This is a genomic window from Sphingomonas sp. Leaf62, from assembly GCF_001421915.1.
Taxonomy (GTDB): domain Bacteria; phylum Pseudomonadota; class Alphaproteobacteria; order Sphingomonadales; family Sphingomonadaceae; genus Sphingomonas.
Map to the genome: position 1 here is coordinate 378864 of NZ_LMLN01000028.1, position 15806 is coordinate 394669.

Here is a 15806-nt window from a genome sequence, read left to right on the forward strand (position 1 = left end):
AAATCCAACCGGGGGACCGGAACGGGAGCGCGTCAGCCGCTCACTCGTTCCACGTCACCCCATCGCGTTCGGTCAGTGCGACGCTGGCATTCGGTCCCCAGCTTCCCGATGGATAGCCCTTGGGACTGGTCGCATTCGCTTTCCACCCCTCGCGGATCGCGTCGATCCATTGCCACTGCGCCTCCACCTCGTCGCGACGGACGAACAGCGTCGGATCGCCTTCGATCAGGTCGAGCAGCAGCCGCTCATAGGCGATCCGGCGGCGGGTGCCGGCAAAGGCGGTGGTCAGCGACAGGTCGAGCGGCACTTCGCGCAGGCGGATGCCGTCGCGGTCGAGGCCGGGTTCCTTGGCCATCACCAGCAGGCGGACATATTCCTCGGGCTGAAGGCGGATGACCAGCGTGTTGGGCTGCAACCGGCCGCCACGATCGGCAAAGATCGAATGTGGTACCGGCTTGAACTGGATCGAGATTTCCGAGTGGCGATCCTGCATCCGCTTGCCGGTGCGCAGGTAGAAGGGCACGCCCTGCCAGCGCCAGTTGTCGATATGCGCCTTCACCGAGACGAAGGTTTCGGTGTCCGAATCCTTGCCCAGTTCCTCGTCATATCCCCGGACGATCTCGCCCTTCACCGCGCCGGCGTCATATTGGCCGGTGACGGTGTGGGTGTTGACCTCGGCCGCACCGATCGGGCGCAGCGACCGCAGGACCTTGACCTTTTCGTCGCGGATCGAGGTGCCGTCGAACTTGGCGGGCGGCTCCATCGCGATCAGCGCGACCAGTTGCATGACATGGTTCTGGACCATGTCGCGCAGCGCGCCGACCTCGTCATAATAGCCCGCGCGCCCTTCGAGGCCGACCGTCTCCGAAATGGTGATCTGGACATGGTCGATGCCGCGCGCATTCCACACGGGTTCGAACATCGCATTGCCGAACCGCAGCGCCAGAATGTTCTGGACGGTTTCCTTGCCCAGATAATGGTCGATCCGGAAGGTCCGCTCCTCCGGAAAGGCGGCGGCGACCAGATCGTTGATCTCACGGCTCGATTCAAGATCCTTGCCGAGTGGCTTTTCGAGGCTGATGCGGACTTCGGGTCCGGTCAGGCCGGCGCTCTTCAGGCCGGTGATGGTCGGGCCGAACAGCCACGGCGCGGTCGACAGGAAGATCGCGAGGCCGCCCGAAATATCGCCGAGCTTGCGGGCAAGAGCGGCGAAACCGTCGACGTTCGATGCGTCGAGCGGCTGATATTGCAGCCGCGCGAGAAAGCCGTCGATTGCCGCCTCGTCCTTGCGATCGTCGGGCAGGAACTCGTCGAGCGCATGCTTGGCGAAGGCGCGGAAGCCGTCATCGTCATGCTCGTGGCGCGCGGTGCCGGTGATGGTCAGGCCGTTGGGCAACAGGCCATCGGCATGGAGGCCGTAGAGCGAGGGGAGCAGCATCCGTTGCGACAAATCCCCGGTCGCGCCGAACAACAGCAGCTTCCCTACCGCTTGCCTCGTCATGCGTGCTCCTATCTTCAAACTCGGTCCCGCGCGCTCCTAGCAGCCTATTTCGCAAACGCGAAGGCGGCATGGACATGCGACGCGAAACGATTGCGTGAAACGTCCGAATATTAGGTGCAGAAGACTGGCCGCGCTCAGAGCGTCAGGCCCGCCGTCTGGTCGAAACCGGCCATCAGGTTGAAGTTCTGAACCGCCGCACCGGCTGCGCCCTTGCCCAGATTGTCGAGCGTCGCGATCAGCCGGGCCTGACCCGTCTCCATATTACCGAACACGCGCAGCGACAGGCGATCGGTGCCGGCATCGGCCTCGATCGGGATCGCGCTGTCGTCACCGTCGAGGACGCGGACCACCGGCGATTCACGATAGGCCTCGCGCAGCGTCTGTTCGATCGCCGACAGGCTGGGGCGACGGTGGAACGCGAACAGCGGCAACGGGACCTCGACCACCATCCCGCGATAGGTCCGCGCGACCGACGGCTGGAACAGCGGCGGATGGGCGAGGCGGGCGTGACGCTGCATCTCGGGCACGTGCTTGTGCGCGAGCGACAGGCCATAGCCGAGCCATGCGGTATCGGTTTCGCCGTTCTCGAACGCCGCGATCATCGCCTTGCCGCCACCCGAATAGCCTGAGACCGCGTTGACGCTGACCGGCCATTCGTGCGGGATCAGCCCGGCCCGGACCAGCGGCCGCACCAGCGCGAGGAAGCCGGTCGGATAACAGCCCGGATTCGACACGCGCATCGCCGTCGCGATCGTGCCCGGCTGCGATGGCTCCAGCTCGGCCATGCCATAGGTCCAGCCATCGGCGACGCGGTGTGCGGTCGACGCGTCGATCACGCGGGTGCGGTCGTTGTCGATCAGCGACACCGCCTCGCGTGCCGCGTCGTCGGGCAGGCACAGGATGACGAAATCGGCATCGTTCAGCGCCTCGCGCCGCGCCGCCGCGTCCTTGCGACGGGTGTCGTCGAGCGTGATGAAGTCGATCTCGGTCCGGCCCGACAGCCGGTCGGCGATTTCGAGGCCGGTGGTGCCGGCGGCACCGTCGATGAAGACGCGAACGGTCATGCGGGGCGCCTCCGGGCGCGAATGGGGCCGAACCGGTCGAGCGCGGCGACGGGTTCGCACCGCACGACGTCGTCGGCATGGATGACGGTATCGGTATCGACCAGCATTGCGACATGGTCATTAAAGAAGATCAGGTCGCCGCGCTGCAATGGATCGCCGGCCGCCAACGGCGTGCCGATCGTCTCCGCCTGCAAGTCGACGAACCGTGCCGGCGGCGATCCGGCGAGCGACAACGCCAGAAAGATCAGGCCGGCCGCATCGACCCCGTCGCCCGATCGACCGCCGGGCAGGACGGGCACCCCCTTCAGGCGCAGTGCATAGGCAACGGCATCACCCGTTTCGTCCGACAGCGGCAACAGCGTCGTCGCGAGCAGATATCCGCCGTCAACCTCCGCCCATTCGTCGTTCGCAGGAACGGCTGCGACGCGACTGCCCATCGGCAGCGACAGCGGAAGCGGGCGATCGAGCGAACGATCGGCGTACAGGACGGAATTGGCGGTACCGACGACATGCGATGTGTCGTAGGCGTCGACCAGTGCGGCACGCGCCACGAATCCGACGCTACCGTCGACCGGCGAACGTCCCCAGCCATGGGTCGAGGTGAATTCGAGGACGTCGAACGGCTCGCCGGCCAATGCCTGCGATACGACATGTCCCGCGGGAGCGCCGAGAATGGCAGTCACCTGGCCGATGCTGCGTCGTGCCGGTACGGCGTAATGCGGCGCAAAGACCCGGTCGGCGAGGCGGATATCGGCCAGATCGCGGCGGACCGCGTCGATTCGGGAGTCGAGCGCGACCGAACGTTCGCGGAGCGCGAAGCGGCTACGCGCTGACCCGTCGTTGGAAGTCGCCGACGCCGTCGCCACCCATGAACTGCCCGAACTCTGCAAGAAAATTGGCCCCTTCGCTGGTCTGCGCAACGAAGATGTTCCGCTTGTCGGCATCGTCGCGTTGGCGGCGGAGATAGCCGAGCGTACCCAGACGATTCAAGGCGCGCGTTACGACGGGCTTCGATACGTTCAGCGCACGGGCAAGACCGCGCACGGTATGCGGGCCGGGTTGCAGATAGACGATCATCATCAGCGCCATCTGTCGGTTGGTCAGGTCCGGCTCGCCCGAACGGACATAGTCGACCAAGCCGTCCATCCATTTTTTCAGTGGAATAGTTGGAAACATCGCAGCAACCTAACGTCGATACAGGCCGTGAGGCGGGGTCGAAACATGAACGTCGCAGTTGCGCGCTTGGTTTCCCGGTCGATACGATAATGTGACGATCGGGTCGGTGGCGCTCGGTTGATTGGCGGGCCGCGCTCGCCTATGTGGCCCGCTTCGAACCCGCACTCCTTTCTTTCGGAAATGTTCCCCGACCATGTTCACCTTCCTGCTTGTCGTCCATGCGATCATTGCCGCGCTGCTCGTGACGGTGATCCTCATGCAGAAGTCGGAAGGCGGCGGGCTGACCACCGGCGGCAGCCCGTCGGGACTGATGTCGGCACGGGGTGCCGCCGATTTCCTGACGCGGGCGACCGCGGTCCTCGCCGGGCTGTTCATCGCGATGAGCATCGCGCTGGCGGTGATCGCGGCGAATCAAGGGGCTAATTCCATCGATACCTCGCTGGCACGGCCGACGACTCCGCCGCCCGCCGCCAGCGCACCGGCCAATCCGGCGGCCGATCCGATCGGCAACCTGACGGGTGCCGACAACGGTGCGGTCCCGCTGGCCCGCTAAACCACTTTCATCAACCGGTCCGTCGTATTTCGCGGGCGTGGGAGCAATCCCGCGCTTGGCGGCGATGGCGTTCGACGCTAGGCGATATCTCCCATGGCGCGGTATATCTTCATCACCGGCGGCGTGGTCTCGTCGCTCGGCAAGGGCCTCATGGCGGCCTCTCTCGCAGCACTCTTGCAGGCGCGGGGCTACAAGGTCCGCATCCGCAAGTTCGATCCGTATCTGAACGTCGATCCGGGCACGATGTCGCCCTATCAGCATGGCGAAGTCTATGTGACCGACGACGGGGCGGAAACCGACCTCGACCTCGGTCACTATGAACGCTTCACCGGCGTGGCGGCGCATCAGTCGGACAACGTCACCTCGGGCCGCATTTATCAGACGATCATCCAGCGCGAACGGCGTGGCGATTATCTGGGCGCGACGGTGCAGGTCGTCCCGCACGTGACCGACGCGATCAAGGCGTTCGCACAGGCCGATACCGTCGACGACGACGGTCAGGATCTGGATTTCGTATTGTGCGAGATCGGCGGGACGGTCGGCGACATCGAATCGCTGCCGTTCATCGAGGCGATTCGCCAGCTGAAGAACGAACTCGGCCGCGGCCGCTCGATCAGCATCCACGTCACGCTGGTGCCCTATATCGCGGCGGCGGGCGAGCTGAAGACCAAGCCGACACAGCATTCGGTGCGCGAACTGGCGGCGTTGGGCGTACAGCCCGACGTGCTGGTCTGCCGCTGTGAAAAGCCGCTGCCGGCGAGCGAACGGGCGAAGATCGCGTTGTTCTGCAACGTGCCGGCCGCTGCGGTCATTCCCGCCCTCGACGCGTCGAGCATCTATGCGGTGCCCGAGCAATATCATGCCGAGGGGCTCGACGCCGAGGTGCTGCGTGCCTTCGGGATCGAACCGGGCGACGCGCCCGACCTGTCGCGCTGGAGCGAAATCATGGACCGCCTCCAGAATCCCGAAGGCGAAGTCACGATCGGCGTGGTCGGCAAATATGTCGGGCTGCAGGATGCGTACAAGTCGCTCAACGAGGCGCTGGTGCACGGTGGCATCGCCAACCGGGTCAAGGTCAACATCCGCTGGATCGACGCGGAACTGTTCGAGGGCGATCACGACATGGTCGCCGCCGAGCTGGAGCCGTGCCACGCGATCCTCGTTCCCGGCGCGTTCGGCGAGCGGGGGGCCGAAGGCAAGATCGCCAGCGTCCGCTTCGCACGCGAGCGCAAGGTGCCTTACTTCGGGATCTGCTTCGGGATGCAGATGGCCTGTATCGAGGGCGTTCGCACCACCGGTAAGATTCCGGACGCGTCGTCGACCGAATTCGGCCCGACCGATCAGCCGGTGGTCGGCATGATTACCGAATGGATGAGCCCCGAGGGCATCCAGAAGCGCGAATCGGACGGCGATCTGGGCGGCACGATGCGGCTGGGCGCCTATGAAGCGACGCTGACGGGCAATTCGGTCGTCGCGTCGATCTATGGCGGGACGTCGATCAGCGAGCGGCATCGCCATCGCTATGAGGTCAACACCGGCTATCGCGAGATGCTGGAATCTGGCGGGCTGGTGTTCTCCGGCATGTCGCCCGACGGGATGCTGCCCGAAATCGTCGAGCGGCCCGACCATCCATGGTTCGTCGGCGTGCAGTTCCACCCGGAGCTGAAGTCCAAGCCGTTCGATCCGCACCCGCTGTTCGCGAGCTTCGTCGCCGCGGCGGTGAAGCAGTCGCGGCTGGTTTAATTCCACTCGTCCTTCCCGCGAAGGCGGAAATCCATATACGCTGACGTTTGGACGTCGATCACAAGCGTTGCGTTTGTGAATTCTCGCCTGCTCGAGAAGGACGACGTGGCAAGGGGCGTCTCACAAACGCGAACGGGCGCCCGAACCCATCCGGTTCGGACGCCCGCCCCCCGGCGCGCCAGCAAACAGCGCGCCGCAGGTTAGGCGGCGTGTGCCGATTCGTCGCTCCCGGCCGCGTCATTGGCGATGACCGGCTGTTCGGTCGTGCCGCCGATCGCGATGCGGCGCGGCTTCATCGCGTCGGGGATTTCGCGACGCAGGTCGATGGTCAGCAAGCCATCGGCAAGGTCGGCGTTTTCGACGACGATAAAATCGGCCAGTTCGAACCGGCGTTCGAAGCTGCGGTTGGCGATGCCCAGATGCAGGACCGCGCTCTTCTGTGCGTCGGTCTGCTCGGCCTTGCGACCCGACACCACCAGCAGGTTCTGCTGGGCGGTGATGTCCACCTCTTCGCGCTTGAAACCGGCGATCGCCAGCGTGATGCGATAGCGGTCTTCGGCCAGACGTTCGAGATTGAAGGGCGGATAGTTTTCGCCCGTCGTCGCGCGCGCGTTGTTTTCGAGCATGTCGAACAGACGATCGAAGCCGATGGTCGAGCGGCGATAGGGGGTGAAGTCGAAGCTACGCATGTCAAATCCTCCAACAGAAGCGAGTTGAACCGAGCGGCATCCACGAAGCGATGCCGGTTCGCGAACGGCCCGAAAGGCACCGTTCGTGAACCGATATGGTTCGCTGGTAAGGCGCTTCAAGAGGTTTCGCGGAACGACTTTTAAGGCCGTCGCCAATGTGGTGGTTCCACCATTTGGGTGTCGCTGCCTCCGCCGGCGAACCGCTGTCCTACAGCGTCTGCCCATGCCATCATTACGGTCCGGCGGTCCTCCTCCTCGCTATTTGACACCGTACACAGGTCGATCGACGTAACCCGCCAAAACGTGGCGAGTGTGACTTTCGTGACTTTTGAAGCGCAGCTGCCGACCATTCTTTTGATTTTGCGTTCGATCATAACGACTTACGCAGGAAGAGTTCGGCGAGAAGGGAAATGCGACCGGGAGCGGCAGCGGACGCATGTTTCCGGAGACGAGACCCTGAAACGGCAAACGGCCGGGCTGTTGCCAGCCCGGCCGCCTGCGTGACGATCGCTCGTCAGCCCCCTTGGTTGCCACCGCTTCTACGCCCCTTCCCCCCTTCCAGGGCGGAGCCGGTTGGCCTCCCCGAACCGTGGCCTTGCTTGCCTGCGCTTCGTACGATCTTCGATACGGAACCGGACCGAGTCTGTCACCGGCTTTGCGGCAGCTTTGCTACGGTTTTCGTAACCATGTGTCGATTTGGCAACAGCATGGATTGAAGTCGGACCAGCGCCTACCTACAGCCCCTGCAACGCCCCGTTCGAGGGGGCTCCGTTCGAGGACACCGACCGCCCCTATGCTGCTATCGCGTTACGAGCGGATGATCGCCCGCCGCTATCTGTTGCCCGGACGGGGTGAGGCGTTCATCGCGCTGGTCGCATCGATCAGCCTCGTCGCGGTGATGCTGGGCGTCGCCGCGCTGGTCATCGTCATGAGCGTGATGAACGGTTTTCGTGCCGAGCTGTTCGACAAGATCGTCGGGCTGAACGGCCATGCGCTGATCCAGGGATATAACAACCAGCTGCCCGATTGGCGGCGGATCGCGGCGGAGGCGCGGCGGACGCCGGGCGTGACCAGCGCGACGCCGCTGATCGAACAGCCGCTGTTCGCGACCTATAACGGCCGGTCCGAATTCATCCTGATGCGCGGCATGCGGGTCGAGGATATTCGCGACAACCCGACGATCCGCGACAATGTGAAGCAGGGCTCACTGAACGCCGTGACGCCGGGCAGCGGCAATGTCGTGATCGGCAGCCGGCTGGCGATGGCGCTGGGCGTGACGGTCGGCAGCGAGATCACGGTCATCAGTCCGCAGGGGCCGACGACGCCGTTCGGCACGATGATCCGGCAGGTGCCGTACCGCATCGCCGCGATCGTCGAGGTCGGCGTGTATGATTACGACAAGGCGTTCGTCATCATGCCGATCGAGGATGCACAGCAACTGCTGCTGACCGGCGATTCGGTCGGGTCGATCGAACTGGAGACGTCCGACCCCGACGATGTCGACCGCATCCTCGCGCCGCTGCGCCAGAAATTCGTGGCGAGCGCGCAGATCACCGACTGGCGACAACTCAATTCCGAATTGTTCCAGGCGCTGTCGGTCGACCGGATCGTCACCTTCACCGTGCTGTCGATCATCATCCTGATCGCGGTGTTCAATATCCTGTCGTCGCTCATCATGCTGGTCCGCGCCAAGACGCGCGACATCGCTATCCTGCGGACGATGGGGGCGACCCGCGGTGGGTTGCTGCGCATCTTCATGACCGTCGGCACGACGATCGGCGCGCTGGGCGTCGGCGCGGGGCTGCTCCTCGGCTTCGTGTTTCTGACGTTCCGGCAAAAGGTGGTCGAGGGGATCGGTGCGGTGACCGGCGTCGACATCTGGGACCCGACGATGCGCTATCTGACCGAATTGCCGTCGAAGGTCGATCCGGTCGAGGTGGTGACGATCGCGCTGGTCGCTTTGCTCTTCTCGTTCCTTGCCACGCTGTATCCGGCGTTCAAGGCGGCCAATACCGATCCCGTGCAGGTGCTGCGCTATGACTGAGCCCGTTCTCCAGACCCGCGGACTGAAGCGGAGCTTCACGCAAGGGGCGGTGACGATCGACGTGTTGCGCGGGGTCGACCTGACCGTCGCGCCGGGTGAGATCGTCGCGCTGCTGGGGCCATCGGGGTCGGGCAAGTCGACGCTGTTGCAGGCAGTCGGGCTGCTGGAGGGCGGGTTCGAGGGCGAGATCCTCGTCTGCGGCGAGCAGGTTGCGAAGGCCGGTGCCAACCGGCGCACCGTCGTGCGGCGCGACCGGATGGGCTTCATCTATCAGTTCCACCACCTGCTGCCCGATTTCAACGCGCTGGAGAATGTCGTCCTGCCGCAGCTGGTCCGCGGCGGTACGCGTGCGGAGGCGGATACGCGGGCGAGCGAATTGCTGACCGCGCTCGGGCTGGGGCAGCGGCTCGATCACCGGCCGAGCCAGTTGTCGGGTGGCGAACAGCAGCGGGTGGCGGTGGCGCGCGCGCTCGCCAATCGCCCGGCGCTGGTGCTGGCCGATGAGCCGACCGGCAATCTCGACGAGGCGACGGCGGACGTCGTCTTCGCCGAATTCATCCGGCTGGTGCAGGGGCAGGGGTCGGCGGCGCTGGTCGCGACGCACAACGAACGGCTGGCCAGCCGCATGGACCGGGTGGTGCGGCTGCGGGACGGGGTGCTGGTGTGAGCGACCTGTACGATCTGCCGGTGCGGACCGCCGATGGTGCCGAGACGACGCTGGCGGCGTATCGTGGCAAAGTGCTGCTGATCGTCAACGTCGCATCGAAATGCGGGTTCACCCCGCAATATGCCGGGTTGGAGGCGTTGCACCGCACGTTCGGCAAGCAGGGCTTTGCGGTGCTGGGCTTCCCGTGCAACCAGTTCGGCGGGCAGGAACCGGGCGATGCGGCGGAAATCGCGCAATTCTGCTCGCTAACCTACGACGTCAGCTTTCCGGTGTTCGGCAAGGTCGATGTGAACGGAGCCGACGCCGCACCGCTGTTCCGCGCGCTAAAACAGGCTGCCCCCGGCGTGCTGGGTAGCGAAGCGGTGAAGTGGAACTTCACCAAATTCCTGGTCGGGCGCGACGGCCAGGTCACCCGGTTCGCGCCGACGACCAGACCGGAGGACCTGCAAGGCGCGGTGCTGGCGGCGTTGGCGTAACGCTATCCGCCCCGAGCAGGGGTTCGCCTTACGCCGCCTGCTCGCGCCGGTCGTGCAGCGCCCCCATGATCCCGACGATGCCGCCGAACAGGAAGCTGGCACCGAGGATATAGCCCGGCAGGGTCAGCGCCGACCAAGGTACCGTCGTGTAGAGCAGGATCGCCAGCACGATGTTGAGCACACCCAGCAGCAGCATCGGCACCCGAAGCCGCTTGAAGCGGAAGCCGACGAACAACTCCATGATACCGCGCGCGCCGAGCCAGAGGATGATCATCAGCGTCAGCGACAGCGCGCCGCCGACCGGCACCAGCACCATATAGCCACCCGCGACCACCGAAAGCAGCCCGAACAGCAGCGCATAGCCGCGCCCGTTACGCCCGCGAACCGCGGCGATCAGCGACGCCACACCGCCGGCGAGGAACAGGAAGCCGACGATCATCGTCGCAGCCAGCGTCGCGGGGAAGGGGGCGGCAAAGGCGAGGATGCCGACCACGACCGACACGATGCCATAGGCGAGCGACCAGCCCCAGCCGGGGGTGGTGATACGGGGTTCGCGGGCGTGGTCGATCATGGGGTCCTCCTGTTGCCGCAGCGAACGGGCGCGGTTCGTCGTGGTTCCGTGTCCGCTCCACTGGTCGAATCAGCCGGCGATGGTTAGGTGCATCGGATGACGCATTCCGGGTTCGTGCCGCTTCGTATCTTTTCGTCCTACACCATGCTGGAGGGCGCGATCGAACCGAAGGCGATTGCCAAGGTCGCGCGCAAGCTGGGCTTTCCCGCCGCCGGCCTGTCCGATCGCAACGGACTCTATGCCGCAATGGCGTTTTCGGACGCATGCAGGGATCAGGGCGTCCAGCCGGTGGTCGGGACGCTGCTGGCGGTCGCGCGGCCGGGCGGTCTGGAGGGCGTGGAGCCGGAAATCGACTGGCTGCCGCTCTATGCGCAGGACGCGCGCGGCTATGACAATCTGTGCGCGCTGGTGTCGATGGCGCATCTCGACCGGCCGGTCGAGGTTCCCGCGCATGTGCCGATCGATGCGCTGATCGGGCGCAGCGACGGGCTGGTTGCGCTGACCGGCGCAGGCGACGGGGCGCTGGCGCGGCTGTTCGCGGCCGGGCGCGACGACGAAGCGACGGCCTATGCCGACCGGTTGCAGGCACTGTTCGGCGACCGGCTGTATGTCGAGATTGCGCGGCGCGACGATGCGGTCGAGGCCAGGGCCGAGGCACAGTTGCTCGACCTCGCTTATGCCCGCGACCTGCCGCTGGTCGCGACCAATCCATGCTGCTTCGCCGAGGCGGATTTCCACGACGCGCACGACGCCATGCTGTGTATCGCCTCGTCCAGCTATGTCGCGAGCGAGGATCGGCAGCGATCGTCGCCGCAGGCATGGCTGAAGCCCGCAGCGGTGATGCAGGAAATGTTCGCCGACCTGCCCGAGGCGCTGGCGAACACGCTGGTCGTCGCGCAGCGCTGCGCGGTGGCGGCGCCCAAGCGCAAGCCGATCCTGCCCAGCCTTGCCGGTGATCGCGAGGGCGAGGCGCTGAAGCTGCGGGTCGATTCGCGTGCCGGGCTCGTCGATCGCTTGCGCAAGATCGTCGCGCTGGAAGCGGGCATGGTTCAGGCCGAAGTCGCGGTCGATGCGCCCGCGCCGTGGGAAGATGCCCCGACGCCGGCGGCGACGGGCACCATCCCCGAACTGTCCGAGGCCGAGCTGCAAGCGAAGTTTCCGGACTATTTCGAGCGGCTGGACTTCGAACTCGACGTCATCTGCCAGATGGGGTTTCCGGGCTATTTCCTGATCGTCGCCGACTTCATCAAATGGGCGAAGGATCACGACATTCCGGTCGGGCCGGGCCGTGGGTCGGGCGCGGGATCGGCAGTGGCGTGGGCACTGACCATCACCGACCTCGACCCGATCAAGCTGGGGTTGCTGTTCGAACGCTTTCTGAATCCGGAACGCGTGTCGATGCCCGACTTCGACATCGATTTCTGTGAAACGCGGCGCGGCGAGGTCATCCGCTACGTTCAGCAGAAATATGGCCGCGATCAGGTGGCGCAGATCATCACCTTCGGTAAGCTTAAGGCGCGCGCGGTGCTGAAAGATACCGGCCGCGTGTTGCAGATGAGCTATGGGCAGGTCGATCGCCTCGCCAAGCTGGTGCCGAACCATCCGACCGATCCGTGGACGCTCGACCGGGCGATCAACGGCGTATCGGAACTGCACCAGCAATATACCGGCGAGAAGGACGTCCGGCGGCTGCTCGATCTCGCCATGAAGCTGGAGGGATTGCCGCGACACAGCTCGACCCACGCGGCGGGCGTGGTGATCGGCGACCGACCGCTCAGCGAGCTGGTGCCGCTGTACCGCGATCCGCGGTCCGACATGCCGGTCACGCAGTTCGACATGAAATATGTCGAGGGCGCGGGGCTGGTGAAGTTCGACTTTCTGGGCCTCAAAACCCTGTCGGTGCTCAAATTCGCGGTGGAATTGCTGGCGCGGCGGGGGATCGTCGTCGATCTCGACAGCCTGTTGTGGGACGATGTCGCCACCTATGACCTGCTGAAGCGCGGCGACACAGTCGGCGTGTTCCAGCTGGAATCGGAAGGGATGCGACGGACGCTGACCGCGGTGCGGCCCAGCAATTTCGGGGACATCATCGCGCTGGTGTCGCTGTACCGGCCGGGACCGATGGACAACATTCCGTCATTCGGCGCGCGCAAGGCCGGGCGCGAGGAGCTGATCTATCCGCACGACCTGCTCGAACCGATCCTGAAGGAGACCTACGGGATCTTCGTCTATCAGGAGCAGGTGATGCAGGCCGCGCAGATTCTTGCCGGCTATTCGCTTGGCGGCGCCGACATGCTGCGGCGCGCGATGGGCAAGAAGGTCAAGGCGGAGATGGACGCGCAGCGTTCGATCTTCGTGAAGGGCTGTGCCGAGATGAACGGCATCCCAGCGGCCAAAGCCAACGAGCTGTTCGACCTGATCGACAAGTTCGCCGGCTATGGGTTCAACAAGAGTCACGCGGCGGCCTATGCGTTGCTCGCCTATCAGACGGCGTGGCTGAAGGCGCATCACCCGCACGAATTCTATGCGGCGTCGATGGCGTTCGATTATGCGCAGACCGACAAGCTGGCGATCTTCGTCGACGATATGAAGCGGCTGCGCATCGAATGCCTGCCACCCTGCATCAACGCCAGCGACGCGACCTTCGGCGTCGAGGAAACCGGTGGCGACCTTGCGGTGCGCTATGCGCTGTCGGCGCTGAAGGGCGTCGGTGAGCGGGCGATGGAGCTGATGGTCGAGGAGCGGGCGGCGAAGGGGCCGTACAAGTCGCTCGACGATTTCGCGACGCGGGTCGACCCCAAGCTGCTGAACAAGCGGCAGATCGAGACGCTGGCGGCGGCCGGTGCGTTCGACTGTATCGCGCTCGACCGGGCCGGGGTCCATGCGCTGGCCGACACCCTGATGGCGACGGCGCAGCGGACCGAGGCGAACCGGTCGAGCGGGCAGGGCGGCCTGTTCGGCGAAGCGAGCGGCGCGACCGAGGCGGCGATCCGGATGCCCGACGTTCATTGGTCGCTGACGCAGGCGATCGCGGCGGAGAAGGACGCGTTCGGCTTCTATTTCTCGGCGCACCCGCTCGATCGCTACGCCCATCTCGCCAGTGCACATGGCGCGCGCAAAATCGCCGATCTGGCCGACACGCCCGTGCCGGAGGGTGGCCGGGTCGGTGCAACGGTGGCGGCACTGGTCGAGGATGCGCGCTGGCGGACCTCGGCACGCGGCAAGCGGTACATGATGGCCACGCTGTCCGATGCGACGGGGCAGGTGCCGGTGACGTGCTTCGATGAGGGGCCGGCGAACGATCTGGAAGCCGCCGGCAAGGTCGGCGGATGCGGCCTGTTCACGCTCGAACTCGATCGCCGCGCGGGGGATGAAAGCGCGCGGGCGACGGTCAAGTCGCTCAAACCGTTCGACCTGATCGCCCGTGACGTCCGGCTGCGGCTGGATCTGACCATTGACGATGCCGCCGCGTATCCGGCACTGGCGGGACTCGTCATGGGCGAGCGCGGCGGCCGTGGCGAAATCTGGGTGTCGATCCCCGCCATTGATGGAATCGAAGCTCGGGTATGCCTGGGCCGTGATTTCCAGCTGGATGGCGAGCTTGCCGAACGGGTCGGCAGGCTGCAAGGTGTCGCCAGCGCGGCGTTCGATACGGTGAAGCCATCGATCGCTGCCGTCGGATAGGGGCGGTACGGCCCCGTTCGCGAAGGAGAGTGCGCGTGCTGGGCGGAATGCAGGATTTCGAACTTCGAGTACCCCGGTTGCTCGACCATGCCGAGCGTGAGCATGGGGGTCGCGAGATCGTCACCCGCTGGGCGAACGGCAGCGAGACGCGGACGAACTGGGCGGGCATCGCGCACGATGCGCGGCGGTTGGCGCAAGCGCTGGAACGGCTGGGCATCCGGCCCGGCGACCGCGTAGCGACGATGGCGATGAACCACGCCCATCACCTGATCGCGTGGTATGGCGTGATCGGCATGGGTGGCATCATCCACACCATCAACCCGCGACTGTTCGACGACCAACTGGCCTATATCGCCGACCACGCCGGCGATCGGGTGCTGCTCTACGACGCAGTGTTCGCGCCGATCATCGAACGGATGAAGCCGCGCCTGTCCGGTATCGACCATTTCATCGTGATGGACGGTGATGGGCCGGACTCCTTCGCCACGCTGATCGCGCCCGAGACCGGCGACTATGCATGGGTCGAGGGCGACGAGCGCGACCATTGCATGATCTGCTATACCAGTGGCACGACCGGCGATCCGAAGGGCGTGATCTATTCGCACCGCTCGAACGTGCTGCACGCCATCGCCGAGTTGCAGCCCGACGAATTCGATCTGTCGCAGCGGGCGGTGTGCCTGCCGGTGGTGCCGATGTTCCATGCGGTCGGCTGGGGCCTGCCCTTTGCCGCGCCGGCGGTGGGGGCCAAGGTCGTGTTCTCGGCGGTCAACGAACCCGCCGTGCTGTGCGACCTGATGAACCGCGAACGGGTGACGCATTCGGCGGGCGTGCCGACCGTCTGGTTTGCGATGTTTCAGTATATGGACGCGACCGGCGCCGCGCCCGAACATCTGCAGGTCGTGACGATCGGCGGATCGGCGGCCCCGCGCGCGATGATCGAACGGATCATGCGGATGGGCGTCCGCGTCAACCATGCGTGGGGCATGACCGAAACCTCGCCGATCGGCACGATGGGCGCGGCCGGCGCGGACTGGGACGACCTCAGCTTCGACCAGCGCGTCGATCAGGTATGCCGACAGGGCAAGGTGCCGTTCGGCGTCGAACTGCGCACGGTCGATGAAGCGGGCGCGGTGCTGCCGCGTGATGGCGAGACGTCGGGCCAGTTGCAGGTGCGCGGCCCATGGGTGCTCAAACGCTATTTCCGCGACGAAAGCGGCGATGCGCTGACCCCCGATGGCTGGTTCGACACCGGCGACGTGGCGATGCTGCACCCCGACGGCACGATGCAGATTACCGACCGTGCAAAGGACGTTATTAAATCCGGCGGCGAATGGATCAGCTCGGTCGATCTGGAAAATGCCGCGGTCGGATGTCCCGGCGTGGCGGAGGCGGCGGCGATCGGCGTGCCGCATCCGCGCTGGGACGAACGGCCGGTGCTGCTGGTGGTCAAGCGGCCGGGCGCGGAGGTGACGGCCGAAGCGGTGCTGGCGCATCTGGCGACGAAGGTTGCCAAATGGTGGCTGCCCGACCGCGTGATCTTCGTCGACGCGTTGCCGCACAGTGCGACGGGGAAGTTGAGGAAGACGGCGTTGCGGGAGCAATATCGGGACGTGTTGGTCGGTACGTGAGCTGATCTAC

The 15806-nt window shown here is 65.5% G+C and carries 13 protein-coding genes; 7 read left to right on the plus strand and 6 right to left on the minus strand.

Annotated features, from left to right (window positions below; genetic code table 11):
- Positions 1-40: 40 nt before the first annotated feature.
- The 4 genes from zwf to ASE91_RS13295 form a co-directional block, all read right to left on the minus strand.
- Complete coding sequence (gene zwf / locus ASE91_RS13280; protein ID WP_055994974.1) at positions 41-1501, minus strand: glucose-6-phosphate dehydrogenase; 1461 nt, start codon at positions 1499-1501, stop codon at positions 41-43.
- Positions 1502-1635: 134 nt separating this feature from the next.
- On the minus strand, positions 1636-2565 hold the full coding sequence (gene argC / locus ASE91_RS13285) for an N-acetyl-gamma-glutamyl-phosphate reductase (RefSeq protein WP_056626855.1): 930 nt from the start codon (positions 2563-2565) through the stop codon (positions 1636-1638).
- Positions 2562-3431 carry a C40 family peptidase gene (locus ASE91_RS13290; protein WP_056626857.1) on the minus strand — a complete coding sequence of 290 codons (870 nt, stop codon included), beginning with the start codon at positions 3429-3431 and terminating at the stop codon, positions 2562-2564. The genes argC and ASE91_RS13290 overlap by 4 nt, the downstream gene beginning before the upstream one ends.
- A complete protein-coding gene (locus ASE91_RS13295) occupies positions 3388-3711 on the minus strand; it encodes a MarR family transcriptional regulator (protein WP_055994965.1) in 324 nt (107 codons plus the stop codon). The genes ASE91_RS13290 and ASE91_RS13295 overlap by 44 nt, the downstream gene beginning before the upstream one ends.
- 223 nt (positions 3712-3934) lie before the next feature.
- On the opposite strand from ASE91_RS13295, the gene secG reads away from it, so the two are divergent.
- On the plus strand, positions 3935-4294 hold the full coding sequence (gene secG, locus ASE91_RS13300; RefSeq protein ID WP_056626859.1) for a preprotein translocase subunit SecG: 360 nt from the start codon (positions 3935-3937) through the stop codon (positions 4292-4294).
- Between the two features lie 93 nt (positions 4295-4387).
- Positions 4388-6037, plus strand: coding sequence for a CTP synthase (locus tag ASE91_RS13305; RefSeq protein ID WP_056626865.1), 1650 nt, complete (start codon positions 4388-4390; stop codon positions 6035-6037).
- A gap of 200 nt (positions 6038-6237) precedes the next feature.
- On the opposite strand, the gene ASE91_RS13310 is transcribed toward ASE91_RS13305, so the two are convergent.
- Positions 6238-6726 (minus strand): Hsp20 family protein, encoded by a 489-nt coding sequence (locus ASE91_RS13310; protein ID WP_056626866.1) that lies wholly within the window; start codon positions 6724-6726, stop codon positions 6238-6240.
- A gap of 793 nt (positions 6727-7519) precedes the next feature.
- Here ASE91_RS13310 and ASE91_RS13315 point away from each other — a divergent pair.
- Genes ASE91_RS13315 through ASE91_RS13325 form a run of 3 tightly spaced genes read left to right on the plus strand, consistent with a single transcriptional unit; the run spans position 7520 to position 9913 of the window.
- Positions 7520-8770: a lipoprotein-releasing ABC transporter permease subunit gene (locus ASE91_RS13315; protein WP_056626867.1), complete on the plus strand. Its 1251-nt coding sequence runs from the start codon at positions 7520-7522 to the stop codon at positions 8768-8770.
- Positions 8763-9437, plus strand: coding sequence for an ABC transporter ATP-binding protein (locus ASE91_RS13320; RefSeq protein WP_056626869.1), 675 nt, complete (start codon positions 8763-8765; stop codon positions 9435-9437). Before ASE91_RS13315 ends, ASE91_RS13320 begins: the two co-directional genes overlap by 8 nt.
- Positions 9434-9913 (plus strand): glutathione peroxidase, encoded by a 480-nt coding sequence (locus ASE91_RS13325; protein ID WP_056626870.1) that lies wholly within the window; start codon positions 9434-9436, stop codon positions 9911-9913. Before ASE91_RS13320 ends, ASE91_RS13325 begins: the two co-directional genes overlap by 4 nt.
- Before the next feature lie 28 nt (positions 9914-9941).
- Here ASE91_RS13325 and ASE91_RS13330 read toward each other — a convergent pair whose 3' ends face one another.
- The gene (locus tag ASE91_RS13330) at positions 9942-10484 is read right to left on the minus strand and encodes an HdeD family acid-resistance protein (protein WP_056626872.1); all 543 of its coding nucleotides are present in this window, start codon (positions 10482-10484) and stop codon (positions 9942-9944) included.
- A gap of 96 nt (positions 10485-10580) precedes the next feature.
- Here ASE91_RS13330 and dnaE point away from each other — a divergent pair, with 96 nt between their 5' ends.
- On the plus strand, positions 10581-14168 hold the full coding sequence (gene dnaE / locus ASE91_RS13335; protein WP_056626873.1) for a DNA polymerase III subunit alpha: 3588 nt from the start codon (positions 10581-10583) through the stop codon (positions 14166-14168).
- Between the two features lie 47 nt (positions 14169-14215).
- On the plus strand, positions 14216-15796 hold the full coding sequence (locus ASE91_RS13340; RefSeq protein WP_056626874.1) for a long-chain fatty acid--CoA ligase: 1581 nt from the start codon (positions 14216-14218) through the stop codon (positions 15794-15796).
- Positions 15797-15806 lie beyond the last annotated feature (10 nt).